At 72.2% G+C, this 25,625-nt stretch carries 21 protein-coding genes and 2 pseudogenes; 9 read left to right on the top strand and 14 right to left on the bottom strand.

Going from position 1 to position 25,625, the window contains the following annotated elements:
• Positions 1-128: 128 nt before the first annotated feature.
• The 5 genes and pseudogenes from KYY02_RS22585 to KYY02_RS22565 all read left to right on the top strand — a co-directional run.
• Positions 129-557, top strand: a pseudogene (locus KYY02_RS22585) (DDE-type integrase/transposase/recombinase); the annotation flags it as partial.
• A 236-nt stretch (positions 558-793) separates the two neighbouring features.
• Positions 794-1,801: a siderophore ABC transporter substrate-binding protein gene (locus tag KYY02_RS22580; protein ID WP_371240663.1), complete on the top strand. Its 1,008-nt coding sequence runs from the start codon at positions 794-796 to the stop codon at positions 1,799-1,801.
• Positions 1,802-2,036: 235 nt separating this feature from the next.
• Positions 2,037-2,963, top strand: a complete 927-nt coding sequence (locus tag KYY02_RS22575; protein ID WP_371240661.1) for an ABC transporter permease — start codon at positions 2,037-2,039, stop codon at positions 2,961-2,963.
• Positions 2,956-3,996, top strand: coding sequence for an iron chelate uptake ABC transporter family permease subunit (locus KYY02_RS22570; RefSeq protein WP_371240659.1), 1,041 nt, complete (start codon positions 2,956-2,958; stop codon positions 3,994-3,996). The genes KYY02_RS22575 and KYY02_RS22570 overlap by 8 nt, the downstream gene beginning before the upstream one ends.
• Positions 3,993-4,748, top strand: a complete 756-nt coding sequence (locus KYY02_RS22565) for an iron ABC transporter ATP-binding protein (RefSeq protein WP_371240657.1) — start codon at positions 3,993-3,995, stop codon at positions 4,746-4,748. The genes KYY02_RS22570 and KYY02_RS22565 overlap by 4 nt, the downstream gene beginning before the upstream one ends.
• A 260-nt stretch (positions 4,749-5,008) precedes the next feature.
• On the opposite strand, the gene KYY02_RS22560 is transcribed toward KYY02_RS22565, so the two are convergent.
• From KYY02_RS22560 to KYY02_RS22505, 12 genes and pseudogenes are all read right to left on the bottom strand, one after another.
• A complete protein-coding gene (locus tag KYY02_RS22560) occupies positions 5,009-5,866 on the bottom strand; it encodes a PIG-L deacetylase family protein (protein WP_371240655.1) in 858 nt (285 codons plus the stop codon).
• Entirely contained in the window at positions 5,863-7,095 is a 1,233-nt protein-coding gene (locus tag KYY02_RS22555) for a glycosyltransferase family 4 protein (protein WP_371240653.1), read from the bottom strand. The genes KYY02_RS22560 and KYY02_RS22555 overlap by 4 nt, the downstream gene beginning before the upstream one ends.
• 44 nt (positions 7,096-7,139) lie before the next feature.
• Positions 7,140-8,060 (bottom strand): sugar phosphate isomerase/epimerase family protein, encoded by a 921-nt coding sequence (locus KYY02_RS22550; protein WP_371240651.1) that lies wholly within the window; start codon positions 8,058-8,060, stop codon positions 7,140-7,142.
• On the bottom strand, positions 8,057-9,544 hold the full coding sequence (locus tag KYY02_RS22545) for a YcaO-like family protein (RefSeq protein WP_371240648.1): 1,488 nt from the start codon (positions 9,542-9,544) through the stop codon (positions 8,057-8,059). Before KYY02_RS22545 ends, KYY02_RS22550 begins: the two co-directional genes overlap by 4 nt.
• The gene (locus tag KYY02_RS22540) at positions 9,541-10,368 is read right to left on the bottom strand and encodes an MBL fold metallo-hydrolase (protein WP_371240646.1); all 828 of its coding nucleotides are present in this window, start codon (positions 10,366-10,368) and stop codon (positions 9,541-9,543) included. Before KYY02_RS22540 ends, KYY02_RS22545 begins: the two co-directional genes overlap by 4 nt.
• Positions 10,365-11,492: a Gfo/Idh/MocA family protein gene (locus KYY02_RS22535; RefSeq protein ID WP_371240644.1), complete on the bottom strand. Its 1,128-nt coding sequence runs from the start codon at positions 11,490-11,492 to the stop codon at positions 10,365-10,367. The genes KYY02_RS22540 and KYY02_RS22535 overlap by 4 nt, the downstream gene beginning before the upstream one ends.
• Positions 11,489-12,721 (bottom strand): class I SAM-dependent methyltransferase, encoded by a 1,233-nt coding sequence (locus tag KYY02_RS22530; RefSeq protein ID WP_371240642.1) that lies wholly within the window; start codon positions 12,719-12,721, stop codon positions 11,489-11,491. The genes KYY02_RS22535 and KYY02_RS22530 overlap by 4 nt, the downstream gene beginning before the upstream one ends.
• Positions 12,718-13,665, bottom strand: coding sequence for a hypothetical protein (locus tag KYY02_RS22525; RefSeq protein WP_371240640.1), 948 nt, complete (start codon positions 13,663-13,665; stop codon positions 12,718-12,720). Before KYY02_RS22525 ends, KYY02_RS22530 begins: the two co-directional genes overlap by 4 nt.
• A complete protein-coding gene (locus tag KYY02_RS22520) occupies positions 13,662-14,912 on the bottom strand; it encodes an inositol-3-phosphate synthase (protein ID WP_371240638.1) in 1,251 nt (416 codons plus the stop codon). The genes KYY02_RS22525 and KYY02_RS22520 overlap by 4 nt, the downstream gene beginning before the upstream one ends.
• A 550-nt stretch (positions 14,913-15,462) precedes the next feature.
• Positions 15,463-15,800: pseudogene (locus KYY02_RS22515) on the bottom strand (DDE-type integrase/transposase/recombinase); the annotation flags it as partial.
• The gene (locus KYY02_RS22510) at positions 15,801-16,805 is read right to left on the bottom strand and encodes a helix-turn-helix transcriptional regulator (RefSeq protein WP_371240636.1); all 1,005 of its coding nucleotides are present in this window, start codon (positions 16,803-16,805) and stop codon (positions 15,801-15,803) included. It lies immediately after the preceding pseudogene.
• 56 nt (positions 16,806-16,861) lie between these two features.
• Positions 16,862-18,496, bottom strand: a complete 1,635-nt coding sequence (locus KYY02_RS22505; protein ID WP_371240634.1) for an FAD-dependent oxidoreductase — start codon at positions 18,494-18,496, stop codon at positions 16,862-16,864.
• Between the two features lie 187 nt (positions 18,497-18,683).
• Between KYY02_RS22505 and KYY02_RS22500 the strand changes: the two genes are divergently transcribed.
• From KYY02_RS22500 to KYY02_RS22490, 3 genes are read left to right on the top strand one after another with little or no spacing between them, the layout of a single operon-like run.
• Positions 18,684-19,529, top strand: coding sequence for a carotenoid biosynthesis protein (locus KYY02_RS22500; RefSeq protein WP_371240632.1), 846 nt, complete (start codon positions 18,684-18,686; stop codon positions 19,527-19,529).
• Positions 19,526-20,650, top strand: a complete 1,125-nt coding sequence (locus KYY02_RS22495; protein WP_371240630.1) for a glycosyltransferase family 2 protein — start codon at positions 19,526-19,528, stop codon at positions 20,648-20,650. The genes KYY02_RS22500 and KYY02_RS22495 overlap by 4 nt, the downstream gene beginning before the upstream one ends.
• A 1-nt stretch (position 20,651) precedes the next feature.
• Positions 20,652-22,145, top strand: coding sequence for a phytoene desaturase family protein (locus tag KYY02_RS22490; protein ID WP_371240628.1), 1,494 nt, complete (start codon positions 20,652-20,654; stop codon positions 22,143-22,145).
• Between the two features lie 13 nt (positions 22,146-22,158).
• Here the strand turns inward: KYY02_RS22490 and KYY02_RS22485 are convergent, their stop codons facing one another.
• The gene (locus tag KYY02_RS22485; RefSeq protein ID WP_371240626.1) at positions 22,159-23,808 is read right to left on the bottom strand and encodes a YhjD/YihY/BrkB family envelope integrity protein; all 1,650 of its coding nucleotides are present in this window, start codon (positions 23,806-23,808) and stop codon (positions 22,159-22,161) included.
• 926 nt (positions 23,809-24,734) lie between these two features.
• On the opposite strand from KYY02_RS22485, the gene KYY02_RS22480 reads away from it, so the two are divergent.
• Positions 24,735-25,124, top strand: coding sequence for a hypothetical protein (locus KYY02_RS22480; protein ID WP_371240624.1), 390 nt, complete (start codon positions 24,735-24,737; stop codon positions 25,122-25,124).
• 249 nt (positions 25,125-25,373) lie between these two features.
• Here the strand turns inward: KYY02_RS22480 and KYY02_RS22475 are convergent, their stop codons facing one another.
• Positions 25,374-25,586 carry a hypothetical protein gene (locus tag KYY02_RS22475; protein WP_371240622.1) on the bottom strand — a complete coding sequence of 71 codons (213 nt, stop codon included), beginning with the start codon at positions 25,584-25,586 and terminating at the stop codon, positions 25,374-25,376.
• Positions 25,587-25,625: the final 39 nt, after the last annotated feature.

The raw sequence follows: 25,625 nt of genomic DNA, 5'->3' as shown, positions 1-25,625 counted from the left end.
TAGGCGCCATGATGCTCGGCGTGGACGGCACGGGTCCCGCTCACGGTTCGCTTCTCCTCGGCCTGGCGCCCGGCGTGGGTCTGCTCAGTGGCCGGGTGCCGGCAACAGCCGGCGCAGGATGCCCCGAGGCGAAGTGGCTCCACCTCGCCACGGTGACCGACGTCTGCTCGAGGAAGGGGGCGGGCTGGTCGATCGCTCACCACATGCGCACCTGGCTGGTAACCGAAGCGACCGAGAGGGCTGTGGCCGCCCGAGACGGCCGGGTCCGCGGCGTCGTCCTCCACACCGACAGGGGCGCCCAGGGTGAATCCGACCGGTCGCCGCAACACCTTGCGAGCTGGAGGTTCGCGGACGGGTGTGCTGGATCGGCAGCGGGCGGTCAGGCGGTCAGGCGGTACGTGGTCCGGAGCGGCCCGCGGGCTCCACCGTCCCCATTCCGCCGACTCGTCCAGCGTCCGAGTCGCCGCCTCGATGCCGACGGGCCCGCTCCCCGTGCCCAGGGTGGCGTCGGGAGCGCCCTGGACGCGCAGGCCGCCGTATCCTCGCGGACCGCATGACACGGCATCGGTCATCGACAGCTCACGCGCCCCCTTCTGCCGTCGGCTCCGACGCGTTCTCCACGGAGCGGCTCCAACCGGAACCTCTGGTACCGGTTAGATGATTACGTAGGTAAGGTAAGGCTAAGCTTGCACTGTTGGGCGTCGCTTCTGTGCCGGAATCGTCATATCGATCCCGAGTTCCGTCGGTGCGGTGCCACGCGCCGACGTCGCCCGTTGAAATGGAGTTCGGAACCATGTTTACGCAGCGCCGCCTTCTCGCCGCCACCGCGGTGTCGACCGTTTTGGTGTTCGGTCTCGCCGGATGCGCGGATGGCGACTCCGGTGGGAAGGGTTCGACCGGCACCACCGCGGAGGGGTCCGCCGCATCGTCGGTCGAGATCGGGGACAACCACGGGACGCGGAAGGTCGAACTGCCGGCGAAGAACGTCGTCGCCACCGACAACCGCACGTTCCAGACCCTGGCCGACTGGGGCGTCGAACTCGCCGCCGCGCCGGTCGACCTGATCCCATCGGACAACCCGTACAAGAGCGACAAGTCGATCGTGGACCTCGGGACGCACAACGAACCCGACCTGGAGGCAGTCGTCGCGGTCGAGCCCGACCTGATCATCAACGGGCAGCGCTTCGCGTCGTACTACAAGGACTTCGAGAAGCTCGCCCCCGACGCGACGATCGTCGAGCTCGACCCGCGTGACGGCGAGCCCTTCGACGAGGAACTGAAGCGACAGGTGGAGGGCCTGGGCAAGATCTTCGGGCACGAGCAGGACGCGCAGAAGCTCATCGCCGACTTCGACGCCTCGATCGCGCGCGTCAAGAAGGTCTACGATCCGAAGGACAGCGTGATCGGGGTGATCACCTCGGGCGGCGAGATCAATTACGCGGCGCCGAGCACCGGCCGCACGGTCGGCCCTGTGTTCGACATCCTCGGGCTGACGCCCGGGATCGAGACCGACGGCTCCGCCAACCACCAGGGCGACGACATCTCCGTCGAGGCGATCGCCGCAGCGAAGCCCGATCTGATCATCGCACTCGACCGCGACGCGGCCGTCAGCAAGGCGTCTTCGGGCTCGTACGTTCCGGCCGCCGAACTGCTGGCGGACTCCGAGGCCCTGCGGAACGTCCCCGCCGTCAGGAACGACAGCATCGTGTACTTCCCGCAGCTCACGTATGTGAACGAGGGCATTCAGACCTACACGACCCTCTTCAACGACCTCGCCGACAAGCTCGAGGCGAACGCCTGATGTGACGGACAGGACCTGCTGGGCCCGCGGGCCGAACCGGCACCCCGGTCCGGCCCGCGGGCGGGTCGCGGCGACGTGGGACCACCGATGCCGCCCGGATCACTCCGCCATCGACTGAGAGCACATCTGCATGCCCCTCCCGCCCACCGACACCCTGCCAGTCGATCGGCCGCAACAACCCGATGCCGACTCCTCCCACGCCCGCACACCGAAGACTCGCCTGTTCACCTGGCCATTGCTGATCGGCCTCGTCGTCACCGCCGGTCTCGTCGTCCTGTCTCTCTTCGTCGGGGTCTACGACGTCTTCGGCGGGAAGGACGGGGCCGAGATGTTCGCCATCACCCGCGTCCCGCGCACCATCGCGCTCGTGCTCGCGGGAGCGGCGATGGCGATGTCGGGCCTGGTGATGCAGCAGCTCACGCAGAACCGCTTCGTGGAACCGACCACCACCGGCACCACGGAGTGGGCCGGGCTCGGGCTGCTGCTGATCACGATCCTGGTACCCGGAGCGTCGCTACTGCTGAAGATGAGCGGCGCGGTCCTCACCGCCTTCGCCGGAACGGTGATCTTCTTCCTGTTCCTGCGCCGGATAAGACTGCGCTCCTCGATCATCGTCCCTATCGTGGGCATGATGCTCGGCGCCGTCGTCGGCGCCGTCTCCTCCTACGTCGCGCTGTCCACCAACATGCTCCAGAGCATGGGCGTGTGGTTCCTGGGGTCGTTCACCTCAGTGCTGCGCGGCCAGTACGAACCGCTGTGGGCGGTTGCGGTCGTCGTCGTGGCCGTGTTCGTCGCCGCCGACCGCTTCACCGTGGCCGGCCTCGGTCAGGACGTCGCCACCAACGTCGGCCTGAACTACAACAAGGTCGTGCTGCTGGGCACCGGACTCATCGCCATCGCCACCGGCATCGTCACGGTCGTTGTCGGCAACCTGCCCTTCCTCGGGCTCATCGTGCCCAACATCGTCTCCCTGTTCCGCGGTGACGACCTCCGTTCGAGCCTGCCCTGGGTGTGCCTGGCGGGCGTCGCCGCGGTCACGATCTGCGACATCATCGGCCGCCTCGTCGTCATGCCCTTCGAAGTGCCGGTCGCCCTGATCCTGGCGGTCTTCGGCTCGTTCGTGTTCATCTCCCTCCTGCTGAGACAGCGCCGCCATGCCTGAACAGACCATCGCCCCCGCCGCCCCGCGCGCGGTCCGTCACTCCGGCGCTCTGCCGACCGCGCGAGCACACCGCCGGTACTGGGCCGTGCTCACGGCGCTGGCCGTACTCAGCGCGCTCATCGTTCTCGGCATCCTCGCCTGGGACAACCCGATGCCCTTCGGTACCACCGGATTCTGGCGCATCGCCGAACTGCGGGCGACGAGCGTCGTCGTCATCGTCCTCGTCGCGTTCTGCCAGGCGCTGGCAACGGTCGCGTTCCAGACCGTCACGAACAATCGCATCATCACTCCCTCGATCATGGGCTTCGAGTCCCTCTACCGAGTGATTCAGACCGGCGCGGTGTTCCTTCTCGGCATCGCAGGCGCCACCCTCGTACAGGGCGTGTGGCAATTCGTCGCGCAGGTCGTTCTCATGATCGTCTTCGCTGCCGCGCTCTACGGCTGGCTGCTGTCGGGCAAGTACGGCAACCTCCAGCTCATGCTCCTGATCGGAATCGTCCTCGGCGGCGGCCTCGGGGCGCTGTCGACCTTCATGCAGCGGCTGCTGACCCCCACCGAGTTCGATGTGCTCACCGCACGCCTGATCGGCAGCATCGCCAACGCCGACGCCAGCTACCTCGCCGTCTCGATCCCGATCACCACGATCGCCGGCGGGATGCTGTGGGCCGGAAGCCGACGCCTGAACGTCCTCGCGCTCGGCCGAGAGACCGCCCTCAACCTCGGCGTGAACCACCGGCGCGAGACGATCACCGTGCTGCTGCTCGTCTCGGTGCTGATGGCCGTCTCCACTTCGCTCATCGGCCCGATGACATTCTTCGGGTTCCTCGTCGCGATGCTCGCCTACCAGATCGCCGACACCTACGATCACCGCTACCTGTTCCCCGTGGCCTGGCTCACCGGCATCGTCGTCCTGGGCGGCGCCTACTTCGTCCTCAAGAACATCTTCTACGCGGCCGGCTCCGTCGGCGTCATCATCGAGATCGTCGGTGGCTCGCTCTTCCTCGTCCACATCCTGAGAAAGGGACGACTGTGATCACCCTCACGCAGGTCGCCAAGCACTACACCAGCGAGGTCGCGATCGGACCCGTCGACCTCACCATCCCCGCCGGCGGCCTCACCGCTCTTGTCGGCCCCAACGGGGCCGGAAAGTCGACACTGCTGACGATGATCGGCCGGCTGCTGGGCATCGACTCGGGGTCGATCGAGATCGCCGGCTACGACATCGCCGGCACGAACTCGAAGGACCTCGCCAAGATCGTCTCGATCCTGCGCCAGGAGAACCACTTCGTCACCCGCCTCACCGTGCGCCAGCTCGTCGGGTTCGGACGCTTCCCCCACTCGCAGGGACGCCTCACCGCCCGGGACGAGGAAGTCATCAACCGTTCCATCGAGTTCCTGGGACTGCAGGAACTCGAGGGCCGCTACCTCGACGAACTCTCCGGCGGCCAGCGGCAACGCGCCTACGTCGCGATGGTGCTCGCGCAGGACACCGACTACCTCCTGCTGGACGAACCCCTCAACAACCTCGACATGCAGCACTCCGTCCAGATGATGCAGCACCTGCGCCGCGCAGCCACCGAACTCGGGCGCACGATCGTGATCGTGCTGCACGACATCAATTTCGCCGGCCACTACGCCGACCGCATCTGCGCGGTCAAGAACGGAACCGTCCACCACTTCGGCAGCCCGGACGAAGTCATGCGAGACGACATCCTCACCGACATCTTCGATACTCCTGTGGAGGTCGTCGACGGGCCCCGAGGCAGAGTCGCGGTCTACTACTGAGCCTTTCGACGCTGCCGCTCCGGGGGCGGGGGAGGACGGCCGCGGCGATCGACGACATCCGATGCGGGCTGCAGCGGAACCCGGGATCCGCCACGACCTGGCTGACCGACGCCCGCCCCCACCCCGCCGGCGCGCCGGTGGACCTGCACCACCAGCGGCGGGACCACGAATCCGCGTTCCGCCACACGATCGTGAACGGCCGCAACCTGCGCTCGGGCGGCCCGGCGGACAACGATCCCGCACCCGGCCGAACCGCCCGCTCAACGGGTTCCCGGCTCGCCGCGGGCATGCCCGCGGCGGCCGGCGCACCCCACGCCGGCGAGCCCCTCCAGCGACCGGAGGGCCGTGCGCCCGGCCCTCAGTGACTCACCGTGGGTGTACGGCGCCCCGGTGCGAAGGGCCTCGGAACGGGCCACACAGGACAGGACTTCGGCGGCTTCCCAGGGGCCGCCGAACTGGAAGCCGAGCTGGGTCGTGTAGCACTGTGCCGCGGCGATCTTGTCAGCCAGCACAGCGTCGATGCCGACCGTCACCTCACCCGCCCCCTTGAGCGTGCCGGACAGGGCCCCGGCGTCGGACGCTGCCGTGCGGGCGACGTAGGGCACGTCGCGCCACCAGCCGGTTCGCGAGGGCGGTGAGACGGTGGCCGTCGCACGGGCGGTGAGCAGATGGTCGACGTGGCCGCCGATCGCCTGAGGGGCGAGGACGAGGTCCGCCGGCGCCAGGTGGGGGCGGAGCAACCGCTGCAGCTCCCTCTCGGCCACGTCGTCGGGGCGGGGAGGCGCGAAAAGCTCCGGCGGACTGCCGTATCCCCGGTGTGGTGCCTCGGGCAGCGGGAGGTGGACCGGGGCGAGCGTGCGCAGTCTCCGCTGGGCGGCCCTGTCCTCGGTACGGCGCAGGGCCATGTAGTCCACGTCGGCGGACAGCCCCTTGTCGAGTTGGGTGGACAGCGCGAAGGGACAGGGATCGTCGACCGACGCGGTGAAGCAGGTGACGACCCGTACCCGCCAGCCCGTTCGGGACAGCAGCGCCAGGAGGCCTCCGGCGGAGAAGACCGCGTCGTCCAGGTGCGGGCTGACGGCGACGGCGGTGCCGACGGCGGACACGTGCGCGGTCACAGCAGGTGGGGTTCGCGGCGGAACCGGCAGGACAGGTCCACGGAGGGCCCCGCGGATTTCTCGGCCGGGGGCTTCGCGGGCGCCGTCCTCCTCGGCCCGGCGGCGCACACTTCCTCGTACACGGCGCAGATGCGCGCGGCGGCCACCGGCCACGACCACTGGGTCAGCACCTGCCGCAGCGCCGTGCGGGCGAGGTGGTGGCGCAGCGGCGCGTCGTCGAGCATCCGGTCGACGGCCTTGGCCAGGGCGTCGGGATCGCGCGGGGGCACCAGAAGTCCGTTGACGCCGTCACGTACGCAGTCCACCACGCCGACCACCTCGGTGGACACCACCGGAAGTCCGCTTGCCATCGCTTCCAGGATGGTGTTGGAGAACCCTTCGGCCCAGGTGGGGCTGACGAAGACGTCACCCTTGCGGTAGACGGCGGGGGCGTCGTGGTAGCCGGTGGGACCGAGCACCTCCACGGTGTCGGCCAGATCGTGCTGCCGTGCCCGGTGGATCAGCCGGTCCAGGTCGGGGCCCGTGCCGGAGACCAGCAGCCGCAACCGCCTTCCCCCGGCACGGAGCAGCCGTACCGCCTCCAGCAGGTCGAGGACGCCTTTGCGGACGTCGATCCGGCCGTGGTAGAGCAGCACCGGCGGATCACCGAGGGATCCGGGGCGCCGTTCGGGCAGGGGGCGGAAGAGGCCGGTGTCGGTGGCTCCGGGAATCACGGTGAAGCGTTCGGCCGGCACCTGGTGGCGGGCGGCGACCTCGGCCCCGAAGGAGGAGGAACCGATCAGCAGGGCCGGTACGTCCCGCAGCACCCGGCGGATCGCCGTGCGGTGGGTGCCGCAGCACGTGCCGACCCAGTGGCCGTCGCCCCCTTGAACGGATACCACGGCCGGGACCCCGAGCCGGTCGGAGGCCTCCAGCACGGCCAGGCCCGGAGGGTAGCCGTACTGGGCGTGCAGCACGTCCAGCGGCTCTCGGGCGTGCACGTCGGCGATCGCGTCGCGCAGCGCGGCGATGTCGGCCTCGAAGTCCGCGGGCAGCCCGTCGCCCACGGCCTGTTCGCCCAGGGACTCCAGCGCCACCAGACGCACGCCGTCGGGGACCCGTTCGGGCGGGGGAGGGCCGCCGCCGTAGACGGCGCGGCCCTGCCGGTCGCCGCGGTACTGGGACACCAGGGTGACCTCGTGACCCGCCGTGGCAAGGGCCCGCAGCAGATTCTCCGCATAGGCGCTCATGCCCGACACGGCAGGCCAGTAGCGCCGTGAGACGAAACAGATCCTCATCGCACTCCTCCGGGGGCGCTGACACCGTACGGGGCGTGGGTCTCCGGGGGCCTGCAGGCTCCGGCGCGCTCGGCGTCGCGCAGCGCCTCCAGCGCGGAGCGCACCAGGGTGTCGGCGCGGTGCGCGTCCCGGGACAGCTCCAGGCTCACGAGTCCGCCGTACCGCACGGCACGCAGCGCACCGAGGACGGCGGGCAGGTCCATGTCGCCCTCGCCCGGGGCACGGTGTTCGTGCCGGCCGTACGGCATGTCCTCCACGGCGACCGCACCGAGGTCCCCGGCGTGCCGCGCCACCGCCTGATGCGGCGACAGGTCACCGGCGACCAGGCAGTGTCCGGTGTCCAGGGCCAGGCGCAGACCGGGGGCGAGAGCGGCCAGCCGGGACCAACCGGCGCAGTCCTCGACGAGCATGCCCGGCTCGGGTTCGAAGGCCGCCGTCACGCCCCGTTCGGCCGCGTACGCCACGACGGCGCGCACTCCTTCTGCCAGATGGTCCCAGGCCGCCCCGCCCTGGGAGGTGTCCGTGCCCGCCGAGGGGACGCCCGCCCAGAACGAGACCGCCTCACTGCCCAGGTCGGCGGCGATGTCCACGCACAGGCGCAGGAACGCCAGGCGGCGGGCCCGGCCGACCGGATCGGGAGTGATCAGGGTCGGCTCGTGCTTGTGCCTGGGGTCCAGCAGGAAGCGCGCCCCGGTCTCCACGGTGCTGCCCAGGCCCAGACGGTCCAGACGGCGGGCCAGCGCCGCCGTGCGGGAGGCCAGGTCCGGTGCGAAGGGGTCGTGATGGGCCACGTCCACGGTGAGCGCGACCCCGTCGTAGCCGGTGTCGGCGAGCAGGGCCAGCGCGTCGTGCAGACGGTGCGAGGTCATGCCGTTGGTGTTGTAGGCGTAGCGCAGCCCGTCGGCGTGGGGGGTCATCGGGCCGCTCCCGCGGCGGTGCGGGCCAGCGCATGGCGGTCGGGTTCGCGGTAGAGCGGGTACAGCGCCCCCACCGTCTCCCGCGCGGCGTCGATGTCGAACCAGGCCGGGCCGCCCAGCCGTTCGCGGGCTTCGGGCGTCAGGTGCACCGGCCTGGCCCCGGGGCGGGGAAGCGGCCCCACCCCGGCCAGCGGGCGCCCGTGCTCCGTCAGCCTGCGCACGCCGCGTTCACCGATCCTCGCGTAGGACATCGTCTCCACCTCCATGCCGGGGACGAGCACCTTGACCGCGTACGCCCCGGGTCCGCCCGCCTCGATCACCAGGACGTCGAAGTCCTCCAGCCGTCGCAGCAGGTCCTCCAGGAGGGCGGCGGGATCGTCCAGCGAGCCGGGGGGCACGGTCGGCAGGGAGGAGAAGGGAACGCCGGAACGCCGGGACAGCACGGTGGGCTCCAGCAGTTCCCGCAGACGCGGGGCGTCCAGGGCCGCCCACGCCGTCATCGCCGACAGCGCTCTGGGTTCCTGTGCGGCCAGGGGCGAGGACAGTTCACGCTCGAGGTACCCGGGCGGGGCGACGCGGGCGACCGTCTCCAGCGGGCCGTGGAAGAAGACCTTGCGCGCGCGGGAGGAGACGTACTCCGTGAGCGCCTTGCGCAACGCCACCTCGCGGTCCGGATGGGCGGCCTCGCCGCACGCGGTGAGCGCCAGCGCCGTCGCGTCCTCCCGCTTCCCCGGGGCGGTGTCCGCGCCGACGACGTGGACGTCGGCCAGGCCGAACTGGGTGGAGGCGAGCTTGGGCAGCACCTCGACGCCGGCCTCCCGCAGCCGGTCCAGGACGCGACGGGTGACCGGGTCGCGCACCTCGTCCAGGTCGATGACCACACCCTCGTCCATCGCCCGGTGCGCGGTGGCGTTGCCGTCGCGCTGGAGGATCTCCAGCAACGCGTGGGACAGGGCCCGCTCCAGGGAGTCCCCGGCTCCCAGTCCGTTGGTGACCGGTGTGGTCAGCAGACCGCCGGGAGGGGGGCGGCCGGGCAGGTCCGAACCGCAGGAGGCGGCGAACTCGACGGGCACCAGCACCTCCTCACCCGTGCGGTGCCGGCGTGCGGGCACCCATTCCAGGGGGCGTTCGGGGGTGTAGTCGGCGCCGGCCGGCAGCACGAGACCGACCGGGTCGGCCACCCGGTCCCGGCCGCGCTCGCGCACCAGTTCCGCATACGAGGCACGACGGCGTCCGGTGCGGGCCAGGTGCCGTGCCAGCAGCACTTCCTCGGTGAGTTCGCCATAGGCTCCTGTACGGGCCTGGGCAAGGTCCGCACCGTACCCGCAGGCGCTCTTGCGGACGCCGGCCGCGTCGAGATGGTCCGCCGACACGACCGGCAGACCGGTGCGGTCGACGGCGCTGATGTCGAAGTCCTGCTGCTCGCCGGGGGCGAGCGCTTCGCGGTAGGCCCTGACCGCCGGGTGCTCCTCGACGGCGCTCACCGGTCGGTTCCCAGCGGGAGAGGGGCCGTGCCGGGCCGGCCGGCCAGCTGGTGGTCGAACAGGCGCAGGACGTCCGCGGTGGTGACCGGGGCGGCGAACTCGAAGGGGGTGGCCACCGCCTCGAAGTCCAGTGCGCCGATCACCGACCGGTAGCGGCGCACCTCGTCGTGGGAGAGCGGTAGCCGGGCGTGGTAGGCCTTGTGGCAGGACAGGGCACGTGGCACGGCGCCGTCCAGGTCGACCTTGAGGGCGTCGCCGCAGAACAGGATCTTCCGGCGTTCGTCGTGCAGCACGCAGTGACCGGGGAAGTGTCCGCCGGTGCGGTGCACGGTCAGACCGGGGGCCAGCTCGAGGCGCTCGTCCACCGGCCACGTGACCTGGAACGCCTTCGTCCATACCAGGTCCTGTACGCCGACGGCCACCACCGGTGGGGCGAAGCGGCGCTGGAGCTGCCACAGCGCGCCGTAGCCGTGGACGTGGCTGGCGCCCAGCCGGGTGACACCGCCGAGCCGTTCGATCTCGGCCAGCGCGTCGGGAGGGTAGTAGGGGGCGGCTTCCCAGGCGACGTTGCCGTCCTGGGCCTCGATCAGCCAGCCCGTCGAGGCGAGGCCGAAGGAGGGCAGGGTGCGGAAACCGGTGACGCCCGGCACGGGCCGGTACCAGTCCGCGGTCAGAAGGGCCTCGACCGTCTTCTCGCCGGGGATGTCCCAGCCCTCCTCGGGCAGCGCGTTCCGCACGTCGCAGCAGACCGGGCAGGCGGGTGGGGTGGCGAACCACCGTTGCCAGTGACCGCAGTGGGCGCAGGCGTACATCGTCAGGGTCATCGTCGGCCTTCCTCGACGGTGGACGGGACCGGTGGCGGCGGGGCCGGGCGGGCGGGGGACAGGGCCTCCAGCAGCAGTCGGTGCAGGGTCAGATCCCGGTGCAGCGGCCACGGCCATGCACGCCCCACAGGGCGGCCGGCGCTCACCGCAGCCGCGGAGAACTCCCGGACCTGGACGGCGAAGGGGGACGTGCCGGTGTCGAACGGCACGGGCACGCGGCGCGTGGTCTGCGCGTCGGTGAGCCACAGCCTGCCCCCGGCGTCCTGGCCGAGGGTGTCGACGGCGGTCAGCTGCCCGAGGGTGCCGACGACCTCCAGCCGGCGGCGGGGCAGCGTGTCCGGGGTGTTGTAGGCGACGTGCAGGCAGACCAGCACCCCGCCGCCGGTCCGGCCGGCCAGGACGGCGCCGTCGTCGACCGGGTAGGGATGCACCCGGTGCTGCACCAGCGCCGTCAGCTCCGTCACGTCGTCCCCGCCGAGCAGGACACCCACCAGGTCCAGTCCGTGCGGCGCCAGGTCCAGGGCGGCCCCGCCGCCCGCCCGCGCCGGATCGGCGCGCCAGTTGTCGTACGGGCGGCCGTCCGGCGACCAGGCGGGCGGCAGCCAGCAGCAGTAGGTGATGCGCACCGCGGTGATCGTGCCCAGTGCCCCGGAGGCCGTCACCTCCCGCACGGCCCGGTGAGCCGGGTGGAAACGCTGATCGTAGGCGGTCGCCGCCGGCACCCCGGCCCGGTGGCAGGCGGCGACCAGCCGCTCGGCGTCGGCGAGGCCGGCGGCCAGCGGTTTCTCGCACAGCACCGCGGCCCCCGCCGCGGCGGCCGCCGTGACCGCGGGACGGTGGGCGTGGTTGGGCGTCGCGACGTACACCGCGTCGGGCCGGTGGACGGCCAGCAGGGCGGGCAGGTCGGTGGCGGTCCGGGCGCCGGGCACCCGGGCCGCCAGCCGGGCGGCGGCCGCGGGGTCGGTGTCGGTCACGGCGACCAGACGGGGCACCGCGCCGCCGGTCCGGCTGTCGGCCGCTGCCAGCAGTCCGGGCAGGAAGTGGTCCCGGGCCACCCATCCGCATCCGGCGACCGCCCATCGGCACACGGTGGCGGGGGCGGCCCGCCCGTCCGAGGTGTTCACCAGCGCTCCGGGAGGTCCAGGAGCACCCGGCGGCGGACCAGGCCGGTCACCTCCGGTGTCAGCCGTCCGGCCCGGGCGTCGGCGAGGAGGGCGGGGGAGAGGTCGATCCGGTCGGGCAGGTAGGCACGGGCGGCGGTCCCGTACTCGTCCCGCCAGCGGTCTCCCGGCCAGTGCAGCAGGCCGTCGCGGTAGAGCGGGTTGGGGCGCAGGGGCCGTCCGGGGACGGGCCGGTCCGGGGACAGGGGGCCGTACCCGGGCGGCGGGGGCGGGGTACTGACCAGGGCCATGGCCTCGCAGCCCGCCAGTTGCCCCGCCGTGCGCGGCCGGGGAGGGGCCCCCGCGAGCAGGGCGCGGGTCAGGTCGGCGTCGTCGTAGCAGACGGCTCCGGGCAGCAGCGCACGCCATCCGGCGGGATCCAGCGGCAGGCCGCTGACCGGTCCGGGGACGAGGGAGTTGTGGCAGTGGCCCAGCACGACACCGCCGCCGGCGGCGTACGCCAGTGCGCGGCGCACCACTTCCTCCTTGCGCGGCAGGAAGTACAGCGCGTCGTGGCAGACCACGTGGGCGGGACGGACCGGGGGGAGCAGTGGCCAGGGCGCTGTGACGTCGGCGCACACCAGCCGCGCCCGGGGGACGACGAAGCGCCGGGCCAGCCACAGTTTGGCGAAGACCACGTCGATCCCGGTCAGGTCCCGGTGCCCGCGCAGCCGCAGTTCCCGCAGCAGGTGCCCGGCGCCGCACGCCAGTTCCAGCACCGGCAGACCGCCGGGGGAGTGCCGGGCGGTCAGGGCGAGCACGGCCAGCCAGGTCGGGTCGCTCCACCGGTGCAGGAAGTACGTCCCGACCCTGCCCATGCCCAGCAGCGTCACCGCCTCGCGCAGGGTGGCCGCGCCCAGCGCGGCACGCAGCGCGCCGGGGGAGGGGACCGGGCCCTCCCACCAGTCGTCGAAGTCGGCGAGCAGGACGAGCGCGGCGCCGTCCGGATCGCCCTCCTCCATCCGGCGCACCGCCCGCTCGCGCACCGTCTCACGGCCGGTGCGCAGCCAGGGGACACCCGCCACGACGGGCCAGCGCCGTTCGCCGTCGGAGAGCAGTCCGGGCCCGCAGGGCCGCAGCGGGACCCCGTTGCCGGGGCTGACCAGACGGGTAGGAGCCCGGGCCGTGTCCTCGGCTGCGGTGGGTCCGGCTGTTGCGTTTGCGGCCGTTGTGCGGCCCGCCCGGCCGCTCATGTGATCTCCGCCGCGTCCAGGACGGCCCGGTGGAAGCCGGACACCGCGCAGGGGTGCACCAGGTCCAGCTCCTCCAGGGCCTGCTCGGCGGTGAAGGCGACCGCTCGCGCGTGGTGGCGGACCTGCAGCACGCGGTCGAGGACGTCGGCGGCGTGGAAGGCCCGCGCGGCCGGGGAGCCGGCACCCTCGCGCAGAGCGAGCAACGGCTCCACACGCACCGCGAGGGCCGCGGGCAGGTCGGCGAGTGCCTGCCGCGTCAGCCGTGCCAGGACAGCGGGCAGGTGCTCGCCCAGCAGTTCCTCCCCGGCGAAACCTGCGTCGGGCAGGACGGCGTTGTGCAGGTGGTGGGCCAGACCGAGCAGGAAGACGTCGCCCGGAGCCGCGCCGAACGCCCTGGCCAGCAGTGCTCCGTAGACCGCCACCGCCCAGCAGTGGTCACCGTGGCTCTCGGGGGGCTCGACCATCAGCCGTGGTCTTCCCGGGCAGGTGGCGCCCGCCCGGGGCTGGGCGCACAGCACCACCGCGAACCCGGGGGCCGAACCCTCGCACGGCTCCTCCACCAGCTCCGGCAGCGCCTCGCGCAGCAGACCGGACGTCACCGGGTCCATCCGGTCCGCGTGCTGGGCGACCGAGCGCTCCAGCACGGCCACCGCCTCATCGGCGGCCAGCCCGCACCGCCGCAGCACCGGGCCGTCGATTCCCGCCAGACGTGCCCCGGCCACGGCGGCCGCGCACTCGCGCACGGCGGTCCTGCCGGGGTCCCCGCCGCGCACCAGTCCGGCCCACGACCGGCAGAAGGCGCGTTCGCCCATCGAGAGCCCGCCGCCGGCCGTACGGACCCTCTTGAGGTCGCCGATCTCGCGCAGCAGCGGAACGGCCTTCCGCAGGGACTCACGCGGTACCTGCCCGTCCCGCCTTGCGGGACGGGCAGCGGCCTGCGTCACGACCGCCCGCCCGCAACGGTTCGGCCCCCGCCGTCCAGCCAGTCCAGCAGCGCCTGCTCCTGCAGGTGCAGGGCGTGCTCCGGGACGCTCCCGTCGGCGGTCATCGGAGCCTTGAAGAAGAACCCGAACTGCTCCTGCACCCCGCGCTCCCCGCGGCGCCGCGCCTCGGCCAGCAGCCGGATCAGTTCCAGTACCAGCGGAGCGGCCAGGACGGAGTCCCGGCACAGGAAGTCGATCTTCATCTGCATCCGGCGGCCGAGGAAGCCCACGAGGTCGACGTTGTCCCAGGCCTCCTTCTCGTCGCCGCGCGGCCGGTAGAACTCGATGCGCACCCGGTGGTCCTCCACCGGGTAGCCGAGCAGTGCGTCCAGCACCGACTCCTTGGTGGCCGTCTTGCTGGCCAGCGAGTCGGGATCCTCGAGCGCCCGGCCGTCGCGGTTGCCCAGCAGGTTGGTGGAGTACCAGCCCTCCACTCGCAGCGCCCGCGAGCGCAGGGCGGGGGCGAGTACCGTCTTGAGCATGGTCTGTCCGGTCTTGCCGTCCTTGCCGGCGATCGGTACCCCTTGCCGTTCGGCCAGACGTGTCAGCGCCGGCACGTCGGCTCCGCAGCTGGGGGTGAAGTTCAGGTACGCCATGCCCTCGCACAGGGCAGCGTAGGCGTAGAGCATGGCGGGGGTGATCGCCTCGTGGCCCGTGTCCAGTGCCGCCTCGAACGCCTCGGGTGAGGCGAGAGCGGGCGACGCCGGGTCGGGCAGGCGCTCGGTCGAGGCGAGGTTGACCACGACCACCTCGTCCAGGCCCTGTTCGTCCCGGAAGCGTCGCAGGTCCTCCCGGATGCGTCCCGCGCGCTCGCGCGGGCTGTCGAACGCCACGACGTGGGCGCCGGTCACCGCGCGACAGTAGGCGGGATCCGCCACCGCCGGCCACGGCCGCATCCGCTGGAGCCGGGGAGCGGCGGCCTCGATCTGAGCCGGTTCCAGGACGCGGTGCAGATGGGCGGCCTTGGCCAGGTCGTCGGCCGATACGTCCCAGCCGCCGAACACCAGTTCCTCGTAGGGCACCAGGTCCGTGCGTGAAGCCAACGGGAGCCCGTCCTGACCGCACATGCCGAGTCTGAGCAGTTCCACTCCGGCCACGGCGGTGGTCGCGACTGCCCCGCCCAGCCCCACGACGGCGGCACCCAGGCGGCCCGTCGGCGCGTCCGGGGCCTTGTCCCGGGCGGATCGTCCGTCGGTCGGTCCATGCATCGCTCTCTCCGTTCGCCTCGCCCACGGGACGTGACCGGGCTCTGGTCGAGAGGCGACGGGCACGGCCGATGGTCCTGCGCGGTCCGCGGTAGCCATTCCTCGTGCGGCAGTCGGGTTCACCGCAACGACACCGCCCAGCCTCGGTGTGACCGCGTACCGGCGCATCCGGGAAAAAAATCATGTTCTCGGTGTTTCGTCCGGTATTCACGGGGTGACGCGCTGGAACGTGCCCGATGGATGCGTTCCACCGGGCGGCCGACCGCTCGAGCGGGGGGCCGAACGGGTGAAATCCGCTTCCTCTCCACGCCGCCTCGACGACGCGGGGACGCCGCGACGGGCGATCGGGTGGACGGTGAGGCCGATGCACGGCGCTCCGGGACGGTGCGGGGCAGGCGGTCGAGGGGCGCGGCGAGGGCGGGGGCTCGTGGGGCGCTGTCATGTCGTCGGCCGTCCGGGTGCCGGAGGGTGTGCCGGGGGGTGGTGGGCCCGCTGCCGATCCCGGATCGGGCTGTTGCGGACACGGCGGCGGTACCGGTGACGCGGTTCCGGACACGGCGGCGGTACCGGTGATGCGGTTCCGGACGGCGAAGCGGTTGATCATTTCGGTCCGGCGTCCGGGTGCGGTCATCGGCTGGCGCCGGGGCCCGAAGCGGGGCGAGACGCCGCTGAACACGGACAGGAACCGCTGGGTTCCACCCGTACTGCGAGAACCCCTCATCGCAGGTTCGCGCTGCCTGGCCGGCTGGTGGCTGCTCCCGGCCCTGTTGTTCAGACCCTTGTGGGAACGGTGCTCGACGAAGGACATGACCTCGCGGTGGGCAGCGCCGTAGGAGCGAGCTCGCCGGTGGCGACCACCCGCGGCACCGTGCGGGTCCTCCTCATCAGCCTTCACCACGCGTCAGCGCGAGGTTGGGAAGCGCTCATTGCCGGTGTGGCTGGTGATACGGCGCCCGCGCAGTGCTGCGACATCCGGCGTAACGCTTCCAGCAACGCAGGGGGCCCGTCCACGGTAAACGGCAGGCCGAGCGCGGCGAGGTAGACGGCCAGCGTCAGCGGCGCGGCGGCGCCGATGTGCAGAAGGCATCGCTGGTCGTCGAGGTGCTCGACCCTGGCCACCGGCGGTACCCGTTCGCTGACGGCCGTCACCGGCGCGTGCACGGTCGCGACCGTACGGCAAGGTTCCAGTGTTGAGGCCACGCCTTTGGTCACGAAGTCGATGGCTTCCCCCGGCGGTAGAGACCGGCCCGGAAAGGACGGCCCCATGGGCGTGCGTGGCCGCAGCCGGTCGATGCGAAACATCCGCCAGTCGTTGCGATCGATGTCCCACGCGACCAGGTACCAGCGTTGCCCGGTCGACACGAGGCGGTGCGGTTCGACGTCTCTCAAGGTGGCATTCCCCTTGTGATCGTGGTAGTCGAACCGCACCCGCCGCCGGTCCCGGCAGGCGACAGCCAGCGCCGTCAGCACGTCACCGTCGACGGCCGGGCCGTTCCCCGGCAGAGGCACCGTGGAAGCCGCCAGCGCGGCCACACGGGGGCGCAGCCGGGCCGGCAGCACCTGTTCGAGCTTGGTCAGCGCCCGCAGAGACGTCTCCTCGATGCCGCCCACCGCCTGGGCCGCGGCCGTACGCAGGCCGATCGCCACCGCAACGGCCTCCTCGTCGTCCAGCAGCAAGGGTGGCAGCCGGGCACCGGACCCCAGCCGGTGGCCACCAGCCGTGCCGGGAGTGGCCGCCACCGGATAGCCGAGGTTGCGGAGCCGTTCGATGTCGGAGCGGATGGTCCTGGTGCTGACACCGAGCCGGCCGGCCAGCTCCGGTCCCGGCCAGTCGGTGCGGGACTGGAGCAGTGACAGCAGCCGCAGCAGCCGCGCCGCAGGATCTCTCGTGGTCATGTCGTCCAGTGAGGAAGGCCGAACCCCACCCCCAGCGCGCCGGTACCGCTCCACCGTCACGGCATGGCCGCGTCCGGTACGCGGCGCTTCACCGTGCGCCGTTGCCGTGCCGACAGCGCCCTCATGACACGCAGCAGGGCCATGCGGCCTCCCCCGGGAACGCTCCACAGATCGTGTCCGCGCACCCCCCACCGGGCCAGCAGGGCGTTCGCCGCCTGGAAGCCGCTGGTGGCCGCCCGCTCCATGAGGGCCACCGGCAGGTCGACGCGCACCAGGTCGCCCGCCAGGACGAGGCAGGGATCCGGCGTCGTCACCGTAGGGCGGTCCCCGAATCCTCCGGAAGGGAACAGCGGGCAGTCCGCGTGGAGTTCGTGGCGCTCGTCGACCACCGTGGCGTTCGCCGTCTCCGGATAGATCCGTCGCATCTCCCGTGTCAGCCGTTCCCGCACCCGCCGCAGGTCGGTGACGTCGGGCAGGGCATAGGCGTGCAGTTCCACGACGCATCCGCCGCTTCGCCGGACCCACGCCCGTGCTTCGTCCTCGTAGCGGTCGAGCACGCTGATGTTGTCCAGGGGACCGAAGCCACCGGTGCCCAGGAAGGCGGGCCGGTCCGCGTTCAGCGGCCGGTCGAGCCACAGGCGCGAGACCAAGAAGGGCGGCGCGCTGCGCAGGCACGTGATCCGTCGTCGCCATTCCCGCCCGCCCAGGGCCGGCGAGGTTTCGACGATGCGCTGCAGGCCCCGGGTGTCCGCGGCGAGTACCACGGCGTCGACGGCGTGCTCCCCGGTCGCCGCTCCTGCCCCGGTCATGACGGTGAACCGCCGCTGCCGCCCGGGCAGGACCGCGGACACGGCGGTGCCGGTATGGACCGTGGCTCCGAGCCGATGCAGATGATGGCGCAGGGGGTTCCATACGGCAGCCGGAAAGGTCCGCCGGGGAACGTCGAAGAGGAGCCCCTCGCTGGAGCCGAGGAAGTAGATGTGGAACATGACGGCCAGCTCGGCAGCCGAGAGTTCGGCGGGGTCGGCGAAGAAACTGCGGGAGAAGACCTCGAAGGCGAGGTGGTGGGCGCTCGCCGGGAAGCGGACCTGTTCCAGGAAGGACCGGGCGTCGAGGTGATCGAGCCGGTGGTAGACCTCCGGTACGCCCACGTCGAACAGTTCGAGGGCGGCGCGCCCGTCGATCGTCCTGAGGTCTGCGGCGCGGAAGGTGGGACTGCGCATCATGAAGGCCGCCGCGTTCCAGGGGGGTGTCCTCGGCAGACCGGCGAAGGTGTCCGTGTGCCCGGCACCGTGGAGCAGCGGATAGTCCGCAACGGGTGTCAGGAGGTCGAGGCCGGGATCGATGCGTCGCAGCAGCGCGCGAAGGTTGTAGTACTGCCGGAAGAAGGCGTGGAAGCCGCGGGACATGGTCGCGGTCGAACCGTCACGCAGTGCGGTCGGCCAGCCGGCCAGACGCCCGCCGAGGTGGGAATGCTGTTCGAACAGGTCGACCGTCATGCCCCGCTCGGCCAGGGCGACGGCGGCCGTGACCCCCGCGATGCCGCCGCCGACGACCCCGATACGGGGCGGCGGCCCCGTCCGCCAAGTCGGCGGGAGGCTGTTCGTGGCGACGCTGATCCGTACCGCGCGCCGGTCCCGTCCGGGCCTGTCCGCCACGGGGGAGTGGTTTCCGCACAGTCTGTGGGGCATTCTTGGACCGCTTCCTCACTGCTGTCGCCGGCCGGACGGGGTGGTGCGGCGCGGTCCGTCCAGTCTCGGGCCCGTACGGGAGGCGTCCGCGGGTGCCGCGCCGCCGTGTGGTCCGTACCGGTGAAGCTTCCGGTGCCGTTCCTGCCGCCGCGGTGGGGGGACCGGGTCGTTTTCCTATGCTCACGGCATGGTTCAGGTACAGGAACGGCCCGGGCTGCACCGCGGGCCCCGGAGCGGTCGGCGGGCGGTCTGGTTACTGGCTGCGGCCGCCGTGCTGTGCCAGATTCCCTACCCGCTCGTCTCCGGTCCACGGCGCGATGCGCTCACCGTCGTCGGCGTGGTGGTCTTCTGCCTGGCGTCCCTCGCGGCCGCCGCGCTGCGGCACGGTGTCCGGGGCCCACTGGCGCTGTTCGTGGTGGCGGGGCTGGGGGGCCTGGCGGTGGAAGCCGTGGGGGTGCGTACGGGTTTTCCGTTCGGCGCCTATCACTACACGGGCTCTTTGGGGCCGAGCGTGGCGGGGGTGCCGGTGGTGGTGCCTCTCGCCTGGGTCATGATGGCCTGGCCCGCGTTGGAGGCCGGACGCGTACTGGCCGGGGGCCGGGGGCGCGCCCGGGCGCGCCCGGCCCGGGTTCGGACGGCGGTGATCGGCGGATGGGCGCTGGCGTCCTGGGACGTCTTCCTCGACCCGCAGATGGTTGATGCCGGTCACTGGATCTGGTCGGACCCCCGCCCGGCGCTTCCCGGCGTGGAGGGCGTGCCGTTGACCAACTTCGTCGGGTGGGTGGCCGTGTCCGTGGTCATGGTCGCCGCCGTGGACGTCGCCACCGGGCGCTCGGTGCGGCGATCCGCCGGGAGCGGCGGGCACGACGGCCCTGCCCTCGTGCTGTATCTGTGGACCTACGCCTCCTCGGTGCTGGCCTGCCTGGTGTTCTTCGGCCGCCCGCAGGTGGCGTTGGTGGGCGGAACGCTGATGGGCCTGGTCGCCGTGCCGCTGGCCGTGCGGATGGCGGGCGCCGTCGGGAGACGGGGGTGAGCCGGTTCCGCCCCGTGCGGGCGATGATCGCGGCGGGGACGGTGCTGGCGGCCGCCGGCAGCGCGCACAGCGCCTGGAACAGCACGGTTCTGCGGATTCCGCCGACGGATCCGCCGCCGGTGACCGAGCACGTGTCTCTTCTGATGCCGGTGCGCAACGAGGCCGGCCGGGTCGGTCCCGCACTGCGGTCGCTGCTGGCGCAGGAACACCTGCCCCGGACAGAGGTCATCGTGCTCGACGACCAGTCCACCGATGACACCGGTGACGTGGTCCGCCGCCTGTGCGGACCGTGCCGGCACGCCCGGGTCGTGCGCGGCACGGCACCGAAGCCGGGTTCTCCGGGCAAGGCTCATGCCTGCCACCAGCTCGCGTCGCTCGCGCGGGGCAGCGTGCTGGTCTTCGTGGACGCGGACGTGGTGCTCGCACCGCATGCGGTGGCGTCATCAGTGGCGCTGTTGCGCTCGACCGGGCTCGACCTGGTCTCCCCCTTCCCCCGCCAGGACGCCGAGGGACCCGCCAACCGGCTCGTCCAGCCACTGCTGCAGTGGTCGTGGCTCACGGCACTGCCGTTGCGGCGGGCGGAGAGCTCGCCGCGGCCGGCGCTGTCCGCGGCGAACGGCCAGTTCCTCGTCGTGGACGCCACCGCCCTGTACGAATGCGGCGGCTTCGCCGCGGTCACGGACGAGGTCCTCGAGGACATGGCGCTCATCCGGGCGCTGAAGCGGGCCGGCGGTCGGGGCGGGATCGTGGACGGCAGCCGGATCGCGAGGTGCCGGATGTACGACGGCTGGCGTGATCTGCGCGAGGGATACGGCAAGTCCCTGTGGACGGCGTTCGGATCCGGCGGCGGCGCGGCGGCGGTGTGCACCCTCCTCGTCTGGGCCTACGTGGTGCCCCCGTTGGCAGCGCTGTGGGGATCGCGCTGGGGAGCGGCCGGATACGTCGCGGCCGTGACGGGGCGGGCGCTGACCGCGCGGCGCACGGGCGGGCGTTGCTGGCCGGACTCGCTGGCTCACCCGGTGTCCGTGGGACTGCTGGTGGCGCTGACGGCACGGTCCTGGCTCGGCCACCGCCGTTCCACGTTGACGTGGAAGGGCAGGCCGCTGCGGGGGTGGCGCTGAGATGGCCCGCGTCGCCGTGATCGGTGCCGGCATGGGCGGGCTGGCGGCTGCCGCCCGGCTCGCCCGTCAGGGGCACCGCGTCACCGTGTACGAGCGGGCGGCTGTGTGCGGAGGCAAGCTCGGCACGCTGCGCCGAGAGGGTTTCACCTTCGACACCGGGCCGTCGCTGCTGACCCTGCCCGAGGTCTATCACCGGCTGTTCGCGGACACCGGCGCCCCCATGGAGCACTGCCTACCGCTGAGACCGGTGGAACCGGCCTGCAGCTACCGGTTCGCCGACGGGACCTGGCTGGCGATGCCCGGTGACCCGCGCCTGGTGCCCGGTGCGCTGGACGATGCTCTGGGCGAGGGGGCCGGAGCGCAGTGGGCCCGGCTGCACGCGGCCTCCGGCGAGCTGTGGCGGCTGGTGGGCGAGAACGTACTGAGGCGTCCGCTCGGCGGTCCGGCGGGGCTGCTGCGCCGCTCGGTCCGTCCCCGCGACCTGGCGGCTGTCGCTCCCTGGCGCACCCTGCGGGGCACCGGCCGACGGTACCTGCGCGATCCCCGGCTGCGCATGTGGCTGGAGCGCTACGCCACTTACAGCGGCTCCGATCCCCGGCGCGCACCCGGCGTCATGGCGGTGGTCCCGTACGTGGAGCAACGCTACGGCACCTGGTACGTGCCCGGCGGCCTTCGTCTGCTGGCCGAGGCCGTGGAACAGCGGTGCGTCGATCTGGGGGTGCTGTTCCGCTACGGCTGCGGGATCACCGCGGTGGACACCTCGGGCCAGGGCGTCACCGGCGTCCGCCTGGAGGACGGAGGCACGGCAGCGGCGGACGTCGTCGTCTCCGGCGTCGACGCCGGGATCCTTTACGGACGCCTGGCAGCGGACCGGCGCGGGCACCGGCCTCTGACCGCCCTCGCACGTGTCCAGTCCTCGTTGGCCGGGTTCGTTCTCCTGCTCGCGCTGCGCGGGCGGCATCACCGGACACCGCATCACCGGGTTCTGTTTCCGGTGAACTACGACGCGGAGTTCGATGCCGTCTTCGGCGCTCCGGCCCGTCCCGTCGCCGACCCGACGGTGTACATCAGCTCTCCGGACGATGCCGCGCTGCGTCCCGACGACGCGCATGAGGCGTGGTTCGTCCTGGTCAATGCCCCCCGGCACTCACCATGGGGAGCGCCCGGCACGGTCGACTGGACCGCCCCGGGGCTCAAGGAGTCCTACGCCGAGCGGATCCTGGACGTCATGGCCGACCGCGGCACGGACGTGCGTCGGCGCCTGCTGTGGTACGAGGCCCGCACCCCCTTCGATCTGGAAAACGCCACCGCAAGCCCGGGCGGAGCCATCTACGGAACCTCGTCCAACGGCGTCCGCGCCGCTTTTCTCCGACCGGCCAATCGCTCCCCCGTCCCCGGGCTCTTCCTCGTCGGCGGGTCGGCCCATCCCGGCGGCGGCCTTCCGCTGGTGGCGCTGTCGGCGGAGATCGTCGCAGCGCAGATCGGCGACGCCTGATTCCGCGGATCCCTTACTTCAGCGTCCGCGCCACCCCAGCCGCCAGGTGCAGGAAGCCGACGGCTCCGGTCACCGTCCAGCACACCGCGCACACCGTCGCCCAGTCCCATCCCGTCCCCGGTGCGCCCTCGGACAGCAGGCCGCTTCCCAGACACGCGACCGCGCACAGCACCACCCGCAGCGGCCGTTCGGCGACGCTCAGCGCCCCGACTCCGCGCATTCCCGCCGCGTTGGCCCGGGCCCGCACGTACTCGTGCAGCTGAGCCAGAGAAGCGGCCGCCAGGCACCAAGGAGCCGGCGCCCCCAGGACGTACAGGATCACGACGAGCAGAAGGTCCGCCACCCGGTCGGACAGGGCATCCACCACAGCGCCCAGAGGGCGGGCCCGGCCGGTGACCGCGGCGACCGCGCCGTCCAGCCCGTCGAACAGACCGGACAGGACGACGAGCGCGCAGGAGGCCAACGGCCACGGGCCGCCCGCGGCCGCCGGTCCCACGGCGGCGGCGACCGCGAGGGGTCCGGCCAGCGAGAGGAGGTCGGGCGGCACGGCGCGAAGCGGACGCGTGCGGGCGCAGCGCTGGACCAGCACCAACCACGTCGGGGCCAGAACGCCGCCGGACGGTTCGTACCCTCCGTGGAGTTCGGCCCACCGCGCCAGGGCGTCGGCGCGGCCGTGTGCCCCGGGTCCGGCGAACACCCTCCTGCGGCTGTGGGAGCGCACCCCTGCGGCCCCGGTCGCTCCGGACCACGGCCGGGCGGCGGGCTCACCGGCCAGGTGACCACCCGGAGTACGGCTCCTCCGGAAAGGACGGGGCACCGCGAGAAGGGGGCCTGCGCGGCTGTCCAGGCAGAGCATCAGCCGGTAGCCGACGAGCACGACCGCGTGCAGCAGGTACAGCCACAGCCCCAGCGCCACGGTGACACCGGGCACGGCGAGTCCGCCGAACGGCACGCTCCAGTCGACCGGGATGGCCAGGAACACCACGAAGCCGCAGAGGAAACCGCACAGGAAAGCCCCCGTCACGAACGCGGCCAGGACCGTCGCCCGGGAGCCGGCGACACCGACGCCGACGAACCGGAAGACCAGGAGCACCTCCGTTGAGAGCAGGAGCCACAGCAGGTGGAAGGAGAGGAAGGCGGACACTGCGGGACGCCATCCGTCGGCGTCGGCCAGCCGGGCCAGCGCTGGACCGACGTACAGGGCGATGCCCATGAGAAGCGGGGCCGCCATCAGCGCCGGCACCATGCCCAGCCTGCCCCGCCAGCCGGTGAACGTGTCGTTCTCCGCCGCCACCGGGGACACCTGCAGGAAGCCTCGTCGCAGCCCTTCTCCGTACAGGGTGGCGGGCACCAGTGCGATGGCGAGAGCAGGCCAGGACAACTGGACCACCGCCTCGGCCAGGGTCCGCAGTCCTGTCTGCACTCCGTGCCCGTACGGAAGCGCGTCCGCGATCCCCCCCACGACCCGCCGGGTGTCGTCCCCGCCGAGCGCAGCCGCGCACAGCCGGAGCAGTACCAGAGCCAGGGGTACGACGGAGATCATCCCGAAGAAGGAGACGCCCGCTGCCGCCAAGGCCACTTGCCTGCCGTGCAGACCGTCCCGCACCTCGCGGACGAGCAAGCGCAGCGCGCACCGCCGTGTGTGCGTAGCACCAGTCGGCACCGGCTGCTCCTCTGCACGTCCCATGACCGATATATGCGCTTTGCGGTGACAATACACAGGGCGTCGCGCGACAGCGGCCCTTCCATGGACACACATCCCCGTCGTCGCCTCGGCGCCGGTCCCGTTCCGGCTGCGCGCGGACCCGGCGGGAATGCGAGCGGCTGTCCTCCACGGAGGGGACCGATCGGCAGGCCCCTCGGAACTCGCTGCAGCCACAGCGAGCTTCCAGCCGAAGGACACCCGCATCGACCGGTGCGCCGACCACCACCGGAGCCGGAAGCCCCCTCCGTCGCCCTGTCGACGCCCTGAGGAACGCCGTTCGATCGGGCGGCATCGGTGGCAGAACGTCGTGCCCCGCCGGTGCCCGGTCCCCCAGCGGTCTCGCCGGGGAGGACCGCACGACGCTCGGCGTCCGATGATCCACCGCTGGTCTTCGGAGCCGTCGCAGGTCCGCACTCCGAGCTTCTTGTAGTCCTCGTGGCAGGTCGGGCAGTCCTGAACACTGATCCTGATCCGGTGGGTGCCGCCCGCGAGGGGAACGACCTCCCACTTCTGGTGGAAACTTCCTTTCCAGGTGTCGATCCGGGCGAAGCAGGTGCTCAAGTTCCCGGTGGGGACGGAGCCGTGACCATTGACGATTCCGCAGCGCCCGCCGCCCACGTCCTCGAACGCCCATGTGCCGTTCATGCCATCCTGCTTGTCCGCGACCACCGGCGAACCGGGCGGAGCGTTCGTCGCGACGGCCCCGAAATTGTCGACGGTCCTCAGCCGCACCGGCACACCGACCGGCGGACGGCCGGTTCCGGGAGGCGTCGTGGGTGCGCTGCCGAAGCGGAAGCCGGGACGAGGACCGGAGCGGACGGGGACACCGGAGTGTCGGAGGCCGACCGGGGTAGCCGGTCAAGCACGGCACGAGGTGAAGGGGGATGAGTATGCCCGGGGCGGCCGGTGAAACACGGGCGGGTGCGGGAGGCGCGGGCGCGGTGAGGATCCTCCTTGCCGCGCTGTTGGCAGTGGCGCTGGCAGGCTTCCTGCTGGGAGCGGTCGTCGGTAAGGACGAAGCAGGCATGCTCCAGGGCTTGCTGTTCGCTGCGGTCTTCCTCCTGTTGGGCCTGGGGGCGGCCGTCGGGGCGTGGTGGTGGACTCGGCGCCGAGCGGCGCAGTTCGGACTGAGCGCGAGCCGGTACATGCGGGTGGGCCGCCGTATACAGCGCGGCGAACTGCCGAAAGACACCGCCGAGCTGCCGGCCGCGATCGACATCGCCACACGTCAGCGCCGCACGCTGAACGTCCAGCAGAGCCGGTGGGTGCGTTGACTGACAGCGGCCGCCGCGCTGCTGTGGCTGGTGAGCGCCATGGTACAGATCTTCGCCCGCAACTACGGGTACGCCTGCTTTCACCTACTCGTGGCAGGCACGTTCCTGGTCACCCCCCTCAGCATACGTCGACAGCGGCGGCGCCTGGAGATCGTTGAGCAGGCCCCCCAGATCCATCAGCACCCGCAAGGCACGTCCGACGCCCCGGAGGCGCCTCACCGTCGGGTGTGAGGGGAAACGCCCTCCGAGTCACCGGCGGCCGGCCGCGTCGATGAAGGCTACGGGCGTATGCGGCCGGTCGAGCTCGGCCGCGAAGAAAGACGCCGAGGTCTTGAGGATCTCGTTGGCCCGCTTGGGCTCGGCGTTCTCCTTCTTGAGCGCCTTGAGCCGGGTGGACTCCACGGCACCCGTCCCACTCACCACGGCCTCCCCGGCCTCGATGTCACTCGCCACGTTAGTCATCAACTGTCGCTTCCAGATCGGAAGTTACACCGTTCACCG

Origin of the sequence: Streptomyces pimonensis (assembly GCF_041380215.1) — a bacterium.
In the GTDB taxonomy this organism is placed as follows: domain Bacteria; phylum Actinomycetota; class Actinomycetes; order Streptomycetales; family Streptomycetaceae; genus Streptomyces; species Streptomyces pimonensis.
This window is presented reverse-complemented; position numbering and strand designations above follow the sequence as displayed.

Bases quoted from the DNA above. Each gene is read 5' to 3' on its own strand.
- KYY02_RS22580 (WP_371240663.1), top strand. From the start codon at position 794: ATGTTTACGCAGCGCCGCCTTCTCGCCGCCACCGCGGTGTCGACCGTT.
- KYY02_RS22570 (WP_371240659.1), top strand. From the start codon at position 2,956: ATGCCTGAACAGACCATCGCCCCCGCCGCCCCGCGCGCGGTCCGTCAC.
- KYY02_RS22555 (WP_371240653.1), bottom strand. From the start codon at position 7,095: ATGAGCGCCTATGCGGAGAATCTGCTGCGGGCCCTTGCCACGGCGGGT.
- KYY02_RS22550 (WP_371240651.1), bottom strand. From the start codon at position 8,060: ATGACCCCCCACGCCGACGGGCTGCGCTACGCCTACAACACCAACGGC.
- KYY02_RS22540 (WP_371240646.1), bottom strand. From the start codon at position 10,368: ATGACCCTGACGATGTACGCCTGCGCCCACTGCGGTCACTGGCAACGG.
- KYY02_RS22530 (WP_371240642.1), bottom strand. From the start codon at position 12,721: ATGAGCGGCCGGGCGGGCCGCACAACGGCCGCAAACGCAACAGCCGGA.
- KYY02_RS22520 (WP_371240638.1), bottom strand. From the start codon at position 14,912: ATGCATGGACCGACCGACGGACGATCCGCCCGGGACAAGGCCCCGGAC.
- KYY02_RS22510 (WP_371240636.1), bottom strand. From the start codon at position 16,805: ATGACCACGAGAGATCCTGCGGCGCGGCTGCTGCGGCTGCTGTCACTG.
- KYY02_RS22505 (WP_371240634.1), bottom strand. From the start codon at position 18,496: ATGCCCCACAGACTGTGCGGAAACCACTCCCCCGTGGCGGACAGGCCC.
- KYY02_RS22500 (WP_371240632.1), top strand. From the start codon at position 18,684: ATGGTTCAGGTACAGGAACGGCCCGGGCTGCACCGCGGGCCCCGGAGC.
- KYY02_RS22490 (WP_371240628.1), top strand. From the start codon at position 20,652: ATGGCCCGCGTCGCCGTGATCGGTGCCGGCATGGGCGGGCTGGCGGCT.
- KYY02_RS22480 (WP_371240624.1), top strand. From the start codon at position 24,735: ATGAGTATGCCCGGGGCGGCCGGTGAAACACGGGCGGGTGCGGGAGGC.
- KYY02_RS22475 (WP_371240622.1), bottom strand. From the start codon at position 25,586: ATGACTAACGTGGCGAGTGACATCGAGGCCGGGGAGGCCGTGGTGAGT.